At 69.3% G+C, this 12445-nt stretch carries 10 protein-coding genes; 6 read left to right on the top strand and 4 right to left on the bottom strand.

Annotated features, from left to right (window positions below; genetic code table 11):
* The 6 genes from QHF83_RS23040 to QHF83_RS23065 all read left to right on the top strand — a co-directional run.
* Nucleotides 1–257: MYXO-CTERM sorting domain-containing protein (locus QHF83_RS23040; RefSeq protein WP_282420061.1), on the top strand; the 257-nt coding region annotated here is incomplete at its 5' end.
* 165 nt (nt 258–422) lie between these two features.
* Entirely contained in the window at nt 423–566 is a 144-nt protein-coding gene (locus tag QHF83_RS23045) for a hypothetical protein (protein WP_282420062.1), read from the top strand.
* 366 nt (nt 567–932) lie between these two features.
* Nucleotides 933–2423, top strand: a complete 1491-nt coding sequence (locus tag QHF83_RS23050) for a D-arabinono-1,4-lactone oxidase (RefSeq protein WP_282420063.1) — start codon at nt 933–935, stop codon at nt 2421–2423.
* Between the two features lie 103 nt (nt 2424–2526).
* Nucleotides 2527–3789, top strand: a complete 1263-nt coding sequence (locus QHF83_RS23055; protein WP_282420064.1) for a lysylphosphatidylglycerol synthase transmembrane domain-containing protein — start codon at nt 2527–2529, stop codon at nt 3787–3789.
* 27 nt (nt 3790–3816) lie between these two features.
* Entirely contained in the window at nt 3817–4266 is a 450-nt protein-coding gene (locus QHF83_RS23060; RefSeq protein WP_282420065.1) for a hypothetical protein, read from the top strand.
* A gap of 10 nt (nt 4267–4276) precedes the next feature.
* Nucleotides 4277–5005: a glutathione S-transferase family protein gene (locus tag QHF83_RS23065; protein WP_282420066.1), complete on the top strand. Its 729-nt coding sequence runs from the start codon at nt 4277–4279 to the stop codon at nt 5003–5005.
* On the opposite strand, the gene QHF83_RS23070 is transcribed toward QHF83_RS23065, so the two are convergent.
* Genes QHF83_RS23070 through QHF83_RS23085 form a run of 4 tightly spaced genes read right to left on the bottom strand, consistent with a single transcriptional unit; the run spans nt 5002 to nt 12293 of the window.
* A complete protein-coding gene (locus tag QHF83_RS23070) occupies nt 5002–6405 on the bottom strand; it encodes a hypothetical protein (protein ID WP_282420067.1) in 1404 nt (467 codons plus the stop codon). The two genes, QHF83_RS23065 and QHF83_RS23070, sit on opposite strands and share 4 nt — an antisense overlap.
* Nucleotides 6406–6428: 23 nt before the next feature.
* Nucleotides 6429–10274: a serine/threonine-protein kinase gene (locus tag QHF83_RS23075; protein ID WP_282420068.1), complete on the bottom strand. Its 3846-nt coding sequence runs from the start codon at nt 10272–10274 to the stop codon at nt 6429–6431.
* A 34-nt stretch (nt 10275–10308) separates the two neighbouring features.
* Nucleotides 10309–11136 carry a hypothetical protein gene (locus QHF83_RS23080; RefSeq protein WP_282420069.1) on the bottom strand — a complete coding sequence of 276 codons (828 nt, stop codon included), beginning with the start codon at nt 11134–11136 and terminating at the stop codon, nt 10309–10311.
* On the bottom strand, nt 11133–12293 hold the full coding sequence (locus tag QHF83_RS23085) for an endonuclease/exonuclease/phosphatase family protein (protein WP_282420070.1): 1161 nt from the start codon (nt 12291–12293) through the stop codon (nt 11133–11135). Before QHF83_RS23085 ends, QHF83_RS23080 begins: the two co-directional genes overlap by 4 nt.
* Between the last annotated feature and the right edge of the window lie 152 nt (nt 12294–12445).

Raw genomic sequence — 12445 nt, forward strand, 5'->3', positions numbered from 1 at the left:
CGGGTGGCGCGGGTGGTGCTGGCGGCGCTGGTGGTGCCGGTGGCGAGGGCGGCGCGGGCGGTGCTGGTGGTGCCGGTGGCGCTGGCGGCGCGGGCGGCGCTGGTGGCGGCGGGTCTGGCGCTGGCACGGCGGGCGAGGACGGCGGCGCCTGCGGCTGCCGCACCGTCGGCTCGACCGGCGACACGCACACGGGCTTCGTGCTCGTCTTCGGCGCAGCGCTGATTGCCCTGCGTCGCCGTCCGCGGCGCGCGGCCTGATCAGGACCGGGGCGGATCTCCTCCGCCCCGCGTCGATCCCCTCACGCAAACCCGGTCGCTCGACCTCCTCGACCCGGTCACTCGACCTTCTCGACCCGGTCGCGGACCTCCTCGACCCGGTCGCTCGACCTTCTCGACCCGGTCGCGGACCGCCTCGACCCGGTCGTGGACCTCCTCGACCCGATCGTGGACCTCCTCGACCCGGTCGTGGACCTCCTCGACCTGGTCGTGGACCTCCTCGACCTGGTCGTGGACCTGTTGGAGAGGGTCGCCCGACCCGTTCCCCACCAGGCTCGGCCTGTTCGATGAACTGCGCATCGCGCAGTTCATCGACCCCGGGTCCAGCGCTTGCGCTGGTCCGGGTCCAGGGGCGGATAGCCCCGGTGGGGCCTGGGGCAACGCCCCAGCGAACCGGCTTCTGGATGACACCCCTGCCCGGAGGAGCACACCACACTGCCCTGCAATACTGCTTGACCTCCGTGAAGCACGGCAGTTATCGTCGCAACATCGCCTTGGGGGGCCCGGGCGTCGGGGTGGGTGGTTCGACGCTCGAGGGCATCGACGTTGGTCGGTGCCGGTGATCGACGGTGAAACGGCGCGAGGCACGGCCTTGCCGCCTGGAGGGGAGTCATGGGAGTTTTCGAGTTCGATTTTTTGGCGCCTGAATGGAGACGCGTGGCCGATCGTATCGAAAGGATCGCTCGCACCTGGGCCATCAACACTGCCAATACGGCCGTTTACATTGCCTCGTTCGGCGAGCGCGTCCTCCATGAAGGGCGTCATGCGAGCCTTCGGGGCATCTGGTCGAACTGGAACCGTAGCTTCGAGAGCCAGCCGGCGTCCTTCGAGACGCCGGAGACCGAGGCGGAGATCTGCCGTATCGTCAAGGAGGCGACGCGGCTCCGGGCGGTCGGCGGCGGGCACACCTTCAATGCTTCTCCGCTGACGAACGGGACCATGCTCTCGCTCGACCGGTACACGAAAATCCTTTCGGTCGACCAAGCGACTGGCAGGGTCCGCGTGCAAACCGGCATTCGCCTGCGTGATTTGACGGCTGCGCTGCTCGAACATGGCCTCGCGCTCGCGGTGCAGGGGTCGACCGACGCGCAGAGCATCGCTGGGCTCCTCTCGACCGACATTCATGGGACCGGACGCGACGTGGGGTTCTTGTCCTCGAACGTCCTCTCTCTCCGCCTCGTCGATGCCGACGGTCGCGCGCGGACGCTCCACCCGAGGGATGAGATGTTCCACGCGGCGCTCGGCGGGCTCGGCGCGTGCGGGGTGATCACCGAGGTCGAGATCCAGTGCGAGCGGGCGTACAACCTTCGCAAATCAGTCGAGATCGTCAAGCGCGACTGGGTCACGAAGAACATCGATGCGATCCTCGAGGAGCACAAGCACGTCAGCTTCTATTACGTCGGCGGCGTCTTCACGGAGAGCGTCCGCATGAACGTCTGGGATCGCACCGTGGCGCCCCCGACTCCGCTCTACCGGCTGCACAAGATGCGGCTCGAGCTCACGGACATGCTGGTCTCCGGCTACGCGCTCGGCCTCGCGAAGCTCCTCGACCTGTCGGACCTCGTGGCGAACCTCGGCCTCGCCTTCATGTGGCTCACGATGAATGGGCACTCCACCGTCTACCCCGCGCGCGAGGGTTTTCCGCGCAAACTCTTTTATCGCCACGACGAGCTCGAATACGGCGTCCCGTACGACACGCACCAGGCCTGCCTCGACGAGGTGTTCGCGTACCTCGAAGAGAAGAGGTTTTTGACGATCATCGAGGTACGCTTCACGCCGAACACGTCGGAGAGCCTCCTCGGCCCCGGCGTGGGCCGTCGAACCTGCTTCATCGAGCTCGCGCCGAGCCTCTCGATCGATTCCACGGAGGTCTTCGCCGACGTGGAGAAGATTCTCTGGAAGTACGGCGGGCAACTCCACCTGGGAAAGGCGACACGCGCCGGCGCGAGGGAGATGGCGGCGATGTACGGGGAGCGCTTCACCCGCTTCCAGAGGGCGCGGCGCGAGGCCGATCCCACGGGAAAGTTCGTCAACGACTTCACCGCGCGCCTGTTCACGGGCGTCGCGACGACAGAGCCCTCCGTGACGGCCACGAGCAGCGCCGAGCACGCCGCGCCGATCCCTGGGCTCCAGCCGATCACGGCGTGACGGCCGCGCCCGCTTCCGACGCCTGATTCTTCGCCGAAGCCTGGAAGAAGGCCACCGCCGCTCTTCCTTGCCCCCGCCCGTTCGTCCTGCCACCCTGCGCGCCGTGTCCGCCGCGGACGAGCCTCTTCAGCCCGAGACGACGCCCGTGCCGAGCGACGCGCCTTCCCCCGATCAACCCTTGGGGGCTACGCCCGGACAAGCCGGGCTACGCCCCCAAACGCCCGGTCTGCGCTCGGGGGCTACGCCCGGACAAGCCGGGCTACGCCCCCAAACGCCCGGTCTGCGCTCGGGGGCTACGCCCGGACAAGCCGGGCTACGCCCCCAAACCCCCTGGCGCGGCCGCCTCGCCATCTCCCTCCTCTGCGGCCTCGGCCTCGCCTGGATCCTTTTTCGTGGCGGCCTCCCCCTCCTCCCGCCGGACGGCTCCTTCGACCTCCTCCGCCCCTGGACCGTCGTCGCCTACGTGGCCTCCCTCGCCGCCGTCCACTGGTTCCGCGCGGCTCGCTGGCGCCACCTCCTCCGCCCGCTCGGCCGGGTTTCCCTTCGCGACGTCATGTCCGTCTCCTGGGTCGGCTTCGGCGCCATCCTCCTCTCGCCTCTTCGCAGCGGCGAGATCGTCCGGCCGTACCTCATCACCCGCCGCAGCTCCGTCCGCATGTGGGAGGCCACCGGCACCGTCGGGGCCGAGCGTGTCATCGACGGCCTCACGCTGAGCACCATCCTCTTCGTCGCCCTCCGCCGCGCCACGCCGCTCGATCCCCTCCCCGATCACATCGGCGATCTCCCCGTCCCCGTCGCGGCCGTCCCCCGCGCCGCCAACATCACGCTTTTCGTCTTCTTCTCGGCCTTCGTCGCGATGGCCGTCTTCTTCTTCGCCCGCGATTTCGCCCGCCGCGCGACCCAGAACATCCTCGGCCTCGTCTCCGCGCGCCTCGGCGAGCGCGTCGCGGACATCGTCGACCGCGTCGCGCAGGGCATCCGCTTCTTGCCCTCGCCCCGCCACCTCTTGCCGTTTCTCCTGGAGACGGCCGCGTACTGGAGCGTGAATGCCGCGGGGGTGTGGCTGCTCGCGTGGGGGTCGGGGCTCTCGGGGATCACGCTGGCCGAGGCGTGTGTGACCATGGGCTGCGTCGGCATCGGGATCCTCGTCCCCTCCGGGCCCGGCTATTTCGGCGCGTTCCAGCTCTCCACGTACATGGCCCTCGCGATGTACTTCCCCGAGCACGCGCTCCGGGGCCCCGGCGCCGCGTTCGTGTTCGTGCTGTACGCGTCGCAGGTGGGATTCCACCTCCTCGCGCTCGGGCTCGGGCTGTGGATGCTCCGGCGGGCTCCGGAAAGCTTTTCCAAGGCCGAAGCCTTGGGGTAAATGCTGGACATGCGAAGGCTCCGGGGCATGGCTCTTTGTGCGTTCCTCCTCGGGGGCGTGGTCCTCGTGCCCGCCTTCGAACCCGAAGCGCTCGCGGCCACGGCCTACGAGTCGCCCTACACCTTCGAGCAGACCTGGGGCACCGCGGTGCGCCTCGTCCGCGTGGATCTCGGGCTCGAGATCACCGAGAAGGATCCCGAGCACGGCTACCTGCTCTTCAAGTACACGAGCCCCGAGAGCGGAAAACGCGTGCACGCGGGCTCGATCGAGATCGTGAAGAGCGGCAAGGACGTCGTGCGCGTGACGGTGCAGCTCGCCACGATGCCGAGCTACCACGAGCGGATGATCGTCGACGCGCTCGCGAAGAAGCTCTCCGTCGAGTACGGCGATCCGCCGCGGAAGCCCGATCCCCCGCCCCCGCCGCCGCCGCCCGAGAAGGACGGTCGCAAGGACGGCAAGGACGAATCCCCTTACTGAAGGAACGATCATGCTGACGGTCTACAAATTCGGCCCCGCGTTTGGCATGCCCGACCTCGGTCCATTCGTCATCAAGCTCGAGACGTGGCTCCGCATGGCGGGCCTTCCCTATCGCAGCGAGCTCGGTGATTTTCGCAAGGCGCCGAAGGGAAAAATCCCCTACGCGGCGGACGGCGACCGGCTGATCCCCGATTCGAGCCAGATCATCGATTACCTCATCGAGAAGCACGGCGATCTCTTGAACGACGGCCGGTTCGGCCCGAAGGAGCGGGCGCTCGGGCTCGCCATGAAATCGATGTTCGAGGCCGACTTTTATTTCGTCTTCGTGTACCTGCGCTGGTGGCGCGACGAGGATTTCGCCTGCTTCCGCTCCGTGATCGCGCAGGGCATGACGGCCGGCGGGGTCCCGCGCTTCGCCGTGTCCCCGCTCCTCGCGTTCGCGCAGCGGCAGACGCGCAGCATGCTCAAGGCGCAGGGGATCGGGCGGCACACGCGTGAAGAGGTCTACGCCATGGGCCGCTCGCTCGTGGATGCCGCTTCCGAGCTGCTCGGAGACAAGCCGTTTTTCCTGGACGACGCGCCCTCGACGCTCGACACGACGGCGTACGGGCTGCTCGCGCCGCTCGTCTTCACGCCCCCCGAGAACCCGGTGAAGGCGCGCGTGCTCGAGAAGGCGAACCTCGTCGCGTTCTGCGAGCGGATCCGGGACAAGTACTGGGCGAACGAGCCTGCGGCCTAGCGTTCCGGGCGCGGCGGAGGGTTTTTCGCGAGCGGCCTCGGGTGGAGGCGCGACGCGGCCATGCTCGCCGCGCCGCCGAGCAGGATCCGCGCGACGAGCTCCGGCTCGAAGAGCGAGCGCGCCGGTTTCATCATGTAATACACGGGCATCACGCGCCGGAGCACCGCGGCGTCGTAGATCATCGTGTGCTGGATGGAATCGTCGAAGAACGACGCGAACCTCGACGGCCTCGGCAAATCACTCTTCGCGCCCGGGAACCGCATGTCGGCGCGCGTGGCGAGGTTCCACGCGTCCTCGATCGCGCGGAGCTGATGGCCGAAGAAGACCCGCTCGAAGCCCGGATCCCCGAGTGAAACCCGCGAGAGCGTGGATTCGAGGGCGCGCGCCGAGAGGGTGGCCACCGTCATCCCCTGGCCATACACCGGGTTGAACGCACACACGCTGTCGCAGACGGCGACGAACCCCGGCAATGGCTGGGCGAGCTCGTCGAACCGGCGCAGGCGGTTCTGGTTCGCGCGGCTCGAATAGATCGGCGAGATGGGCCTCCCGAGCTCCGCCATACGCGCGAGGACCGGCGAGCGCAATTCGCCGAGCGCGCGAACAAAATCCTCCTCGTCGCTCGGCGGGTAATGCTTGGCGTACCCGGCGAGCGTGATGATCCAGCGGCGCCCTTCGACCGGGAAGAGCACGCCGCTGATGAAATGGTTCTCCGCGGGCGAAGGGTCGAGCCAGACCATCTTCCACCAGAAGTCGGGCGGCAATTGCTCGGGGGCCTCGTACCAGCGGGAGCTATACCCCGAGTAACAATCGACCACCTCCTCGCGCGGCACCTCGGCGCCGAGCGACGCGAGCCACGAAGGCGCCTTCGACGAGCGGCCGCTCGCGTCGACCACGAGATCGGCCGGGAGCGTGAGGTTCGTCCCGCCGCCCCGCTGCACCGCGAGCACACCCGCGACGCGGCCGGGCGCGTCCGGACGAACGTACAGGCCCGTCGCGTCGGTGCGCGGAAGGATCTCCACGCGGCCGCCCTCCCGGAGCCGCCGGCGTACGATCGATTCCGTCAGATCCCGCGTCGCGAGATAGGCCGTGCAGCCGCTCCGCATCGGCTGCTGCCAGCCCGAATATCGCAGAATCGCGCCCTCGTGGGCGACGTCGAGCTCGTGCGCGCCCTTCGCCTCGTACTCCGCGAGGAAGCCCGGGAACATGGCCTCGAGCTCCTTGGCTCCTCGCGTGAGGAGCGCATGCACGTGCCTCGCCTGCGGCACTCCGGCGCGCGCGGTGGGCCCCTCCGGGAGCTCGTCACGATCGAGAATCGTGATTTTCTCGAAGAATCGCTCGAGCACCCGCGCCGCCGAGAGGCCCGCCATGCCCGCACCGATGACGACCGCGCGATTCTGCATGCTCCGCGTCTCGTAAAGCGCGGTCAGAAGGCGAGCAAGGCCCGGGCGAGCAGATCCGGCCGCGGCACGCCCTGCGCGCCGAGCCACGCGTCGACCTCGGCGATACGCGCCCGCCCCGCGTCGCCGCCTTCGAGCTCGCCCATGCGGCGCTCGCAGAGGCGCGCGAAGAGCTCGATGTCCGAGCGGCGGAACGAGGAGCGCGCGCGCGCGAGGTAAACGAGGGCGCGATCCACGTCGCCGCGCCGCGCGAGCACGGCCGCGCGGATGCCGAGCGCGCACGCGTCGGACCAGTGGGACCGCTCCGCGTCGAGGCGCTCGGCGAGGGAGAGGGCCTCGCGGACGAGGGGCTCGGGATTCGCGACCTCGCGCGCCCGTGCGAGCGCCGTTCGCGCCTGGAGGTCGAGGAGCCGCAGCCGGATCGATTTGATCGTGCGCGGCATCATCGCCGCGTGAATGGCTCCGATTTGCCCATGCACGGCCGCGTACGCGCGGCTTCCTTCGCCCTGGTAGAGCAGGGCCTGGGTGCTCGCATAAAACGCGCCCCAGTGCATCGTGTGGAAGCCGCGCGTGGTCCAGCGCGCGAGGGCGTGTTTGCTCGACGCGAGGGCCTCCTCGGGCCGGTCCTCGAGGATCAGGCTCATCGGCGTCATGAACACGCCGAGCGCGGTCTCCATGTACCGATCGCCGAGCGCCTCGGCCTCGCTCCGGCACCGCGGCAAGAGGTCGAGCAGGGAGCGGACGTCGCCGACGTAGAAAAGCGCCGTGAGCAGCCACCAGGCGTACATGGAGGCGATCTCCCAGGCGATGTTGCTGCAAGCCTCGCGGAAGAGGGCGATCGTGCGCTCGCAGAGCACCACGGCCTCGCGGAACTCGTAGGCGTTGTGCGCCGCGAGCGCCTTGCCCGCGCACGACCACGCGAGCGCGTGCGGGTGGCCGATGCGGAGCGCGATCGCCTCGGCCCGCGCCGCGAGATCCCGCGCATCGGCGATGTTCTTCTCGCCGCCGCCGAGGCTGCGCAGCACGGCCTCCCAGGAGAAGGCCCGCGCGATGCGGTAGGGCTCGCCGGCCTCGAGCGAGAGCGCGAGGTGCCGCGCCTGGAAATCGGCGCCGCGGATCGCGTCGACACCGCCGAGCCCGTTGCCGAGCGACCAGCAAAGATCGATGCGGTGGAGCGCAGCGGGGTCGATCGCGTGCTCGGGTTTTTCCTGGAAATGGTAGCCGCGGAGCCTCTGCTTCACGCGGGCCACGGCGACGTTGACGAACGCGCGCCGCGGCGTCGCGGGATCATCCAGGCCCACGGCCGGCAGGAGCTCCCGGGCCGCGGCGAGGCCTTCGTCCAGATGCCCCGCGCGTAAAAAATGCTCGACGGCCCGCTGCCTCGCCACGAGGGCCGGCCGCGCGTCGAGCTTCGTCGCCGCGGAGAGGAACACGTTCGCCGCCTCCGCCCCGCGCCCGGCCTTCGCCAGCGCGCTCGCCAGCTCGAGCTCGAGCGCCCCCACATCCGCGGGCTCCGCGTGCTCCAGCGCCAGCCGATACAACGTCGCGGCCCGGTCGAACGCGAGCACGTGCTCGGCCCGCTGCGCCGCGCGCTCCATGTAGGCCCGTGCGCGCGAAGGCTCGCCGGCCGTCCGGAAGTGTATGGCGATCGCCTCCGGATCGGCGTTGCTCATCAGCTCCATCGCGTCGCCGAGCGCGCGGTGCCGCGCGCGCAGATCGGCCTCGGCGAGCCCCTGCACCACGGACTCGCGGATCTTGTCGTGGTACGTCTCGACGCGCGCCTCGTCGCGCCCGCCCTTCGCGCGGAGCAGGCCCTCGGCCCGCAGCACCGCGAGCGCGCGGCTGTTTTCCTCGTCCCCGAGCGCCGCGGCCTCCTTGATCAGCACGGGCTCGATCGGCCTGCCCGCCGTGCTCACGATCTCGAGCACGAGCCGCGCCTGCGCCGGCAAGAGCGCCACGCGCGCCGCCACGACCCCGCGCATGTCGAGCCCCTCGCTCGTGTGCCCGGCGAGCAGGTACCTCGAGAGCTCCTGCACGAAAAACGGGCTCCCCGCGGATTCCCGCGCGATCCGCGCGGCCATCCGCCGCGCCTCCTCGCCGTCCTCGCCGAGGATCGACAGCGCGAGCGCCTCGGCATCCTCGGTCGCGAGCCGCCCCACGACGACCTCACGCGAAAGGAGGCACGACGCAGGCGCCTCGGCCGAGGGCAAACGCCCGACGAGCTCGCACCCGCGCGCCTCTTCGGTGCGATAACTCGCGACGAGGAAGAGCTTCGGCGCGGGCGCCGCGAGCAAGGCTTCGAGCAGGGCCGCGCTATCCGCGTCGGCCCATTGCAGATCGTCGAGGTAGAGCACCACCGGCCGCTCTTCCGCGAGGTTCGCGAAGAGCCTGCGCAGGGCCTCGAACGCGCGCCGCCGGAGCTCGTGCGGATCGGGCGCCTCCGGCTCGCTCCCCTCCTCCGCGAGCCTCCCGAGCACGGGGAACAGGCGCGCGAGCGAGGAAAAACCGGCCGGCAAAAACGCCCCGCGATCCTCGGAATCGATCTCCCCGAGAAACCGCGCGAGCGCGTCGATCGCGCCGTCGAACGCCTTGTAGGGCACCCATTCGCGCTCGTGGCAGCGGCCTTCGAGCAAGATCGGCGCCCGCTCCTCGGCGAGCGCATCCAGGAAATACCGCACGAGATCCGATTTGCCCATCCCGGACGTACCGTGCACGTGCAGCACCACGGGCTGGTTTTCCCGAACGCACGCGCTCCACGCCTCGCGCATCGCCGCGATCTCGCGCGCGCGTCCCACGAAGCTCGGCTTCGCGCAGCGCGTCGCCGGCGCCGCGGGCGGAGCGCTCGCCCGCGCGGCGCGGACAGACCGCACGATATCCTCGGCGCCCACGCGCGCGCTCGGATCCCGAGCGAGCAGGCGCAGCGCGAGCTCCGACAGATCGGCCGGCGCCCCGGGCGCGATCTCCCGCGGATCGGGCGGATCGACGAGGTGCTTCGCGTAGAGCAGATCCTCGATGCTCGTCCCTTCGAAGAGGTGCGGCACGATGCCCGTGAGCGCCTCGTACAGCATCACGCCGACCGAGTACCAGTCCGAGCTTCCATGGCCCGACGCGCCCGTCGCTTGCTCGGGCGACATGTACGCGGGCGTGCCCACCACGAGCACGCGATCCCGCGCGAGCGACTCGAACGACCCCACGAGCCCGAAATCGAGGATTTTCAGGTGCCCCTCCTGCGTCACGAGCACGTTCGAGGGCTTGAGATCGCGGTGCACGCGGCCCGTGCGGTGAATGGCGGCGACGCCCTTCGCGAGCCCCACGAGGCTCTGGCGAAGCCGATCCACGTCGAGCTCGCCTTGCGCGTCGGGCTGCGTGATCGGCGGGCCGGGCGGCTGATGTCCGTCGAGGGGCAAGGTCGCCATGGCGATCGTCCCGTGCGGCCCCGCGACGACGGGGAGGTCCATGGTGACGGCCGTCGCGAGCTCGGCGGCCATCGCGCGCTGGGCCGTGGGCAAGGGCGGGAGCGTGATCGCCGACGCGTCGCTGCGAGCTTCGCGGCTCGGGCGCACGTGGCGGAGGAAGCTCACGCCGCGCACGAGCTCCATCGTCAGGTAAAAACGGCCGTCATCGAAGAAGAGCTCGTGCAGCCCGACGAGGTTCTCGTGCGCGACGTCGGCGAGCGCGCGAAACTCCTGCTTGAAGGCATAAAGCGCCGCCGGATCCATGGTGAGCAGCGCCTTCAGGGCGACGTCCGAGCCGAGGGATCGATCGAACGCCTCGTACACCACGCCGAAGCCGCCCTGCCCGAGGCAGCGGCGGATCAGGAAGCGCCGGCTGAGCTCCTCGGAGACCGACGGCAATTGCGCGCGATGTTCCACGGGTCGCTCCTCCCCAGAGATCCCTAGCCTCGCTTCACCGGGGTCGCAGAATCAAGTCGAACGTCGGAAAAAAATCGTTCGTTCGTACGGGAGCCCTGCGCCACCGCCCGTCGTCCCCTCTTTGAAGGACCTTTTCGCGTTGATCGTAATTGTACCAGATCCCCCCGACCGCCACGCGCAGCGTCTTGCCGAGCCCGATCTCGAGCCCGATCTCCGCGCTCGCGTAGAACGGCGAGCGCGGCGGGTGCGGGCTCCGCCCGATCGCATATCCGTTCACGGCGGCGCGCGCCCGCAGCCAATCGAGGATCGCGTAATCGTAGGCCAGGCCGGTCCGGACCCGGAAACCGTTCAAGGCCGGCGCGAAGAGCAGCTCGAGCGGCGCGTACGTCTCGAGAGGCGTCGCGGGATTCTCTCCGAGCGAAAAGCCCACCGTCGTCTCCAGCCGCCCCGTCAGCACGCCGCGCTCGCCGCCCGAGATCCAGAGCCCCGCCGTCGGCGCGACCACCCAGCCGGGCCGCTGCCCCGACGTCTCCCACGTCGGGAACAGATACCCCTGCGTCAAGCGCATTGCGCCCGTCGGCACGGAAAGTCCGTATTCGCCCGTCACCACGACGCCCTTGCCGAGATGGCCGAGCTCGCCGCGGAGCGTGAAGTTCGGCGAGAGCAAGAGCCACGGCACGATCATCGTGGTGACCTCCCAGCCGCCCCCGAGCCCGAGCTCGAATGGCGACATCAGCCCGCCGGAGAGTTTTCCCTTGTCGAGGACCCGCGCCGTCTCGCGCGCATCCATGGGCTCGGCCTCGGCGAGGGCCGGCGAGAGCAGGGCGAAGAGCCCGATCACGGCAAACCACGCTCGCTTCACGGCGTCCCTCCCCCGAGCACCCAGGTCCCCACGACGGGCGCGTGATCACTGAGGAGCTGCGGATCACTCTGGATCCCTTGCCTCCCCGGCTCCTGGAGCACGTCCGCCCCGCCCGGGGCCCAGGCGTCGGCCTTCGTGACGAAGAGGTAATCGAGGGTGCGGTTCCAGAACTGGGGATTGCCCTGCTCGTCGTTCCGCAGCGGCCCGGCCACGGTATGCGTGAAATAACGCTTCTGGTCGGCCTCGGTGGTGCCGTAGGCTTCGAGGCTCACCCAGGGGACGAAATCGTCGTAGAACTTCTGCATGATCTCCGGCGTGTACGGGGGCTGCTCATACTCGGTGCCGATCGAGCTCGGGTGTTCGTCGGGGAAACCCACGAGCTTGATCGCGGTCGGCGGCAGCTCGTTCCAATCGCCGCCGATCACGAACGGGAGCGTCTCTTTCTTGATCTCGTCGTAGATCTGCTGGATCTGCCGTCCTTTCGTGCCGTCGACGTCGTAGGCCTCGGTGTGCACCACGTACGCGGCCACGTCCCTCCCCGCGCCCACGTCGATCACGGCGCGCCCGATCATGCGGTGAATGTAGAACTTCGCAGTGAGCGCGTCCTGATCGGTCCGATCCTCCTGCCGGATCCGTTCGGCGAACTTGATGGGGTATTTCGAGAAGATCGCGTTGCCGAGATCCATCCGGCCGACGCCCTCGGAGGGGATGTAGCGGCTGTTCCAGGTCTGGATGTAGGCCGCGTAGTTGAGGCTCGTGCCCTCCAGCATGCCCTGCACCATGTCGTAATAGGCGCTGCGCCGGGAGTTCACCTCGATCTCCTCGGTCATGAGGATATCGGGGTCGTACTCGTTCACGAGGCGGTAGAGGTCGGCCATGTTCTCCACGACCTCCTGCTTCGTCATCTGCACGCGATCGCCCCAATAATCGAACCAGAAGTCGATCCGCGCGGCGCCGTATTTCACGTTCCAGGCCATGACCTTGAGCGTGGCGGGCGCCGCATCGGCAGGCGGCACGAGCGTGCTGCGCGTCGTGACCTGCACCTCCTGACGGACGAAATCCATGTCGTCCGAGAGCGGCTCGCAGGCCGGGAGCAAGGCGAGGAGCGCCGACATCGAGAGCGCGCATGACGCGCGGCGGCGGGTGAGGAGTCCCATGACCGTCCATGCTACCCGCCACGCCCCGACCGTTGAAAGATCCTTACGTGTGGCTCCCGGTCACCGACCTCTGCATGCGCGCCACCTGATCACCATTTGGACCACCCCTGCTCACGGCTCCTTCCACCCCACGCGGAAAAGCTCCACCATTC

It is taken from the genome of Polyangium sp. 15x6, from assembly GCF_029960785.1.
In the GTDB taxonomy this organism is placed as follows: domain Bacteria; phylum Myxococcota_A; class Polyangia; order Polyangiales; family Polyangiaceae; genus Polyangium.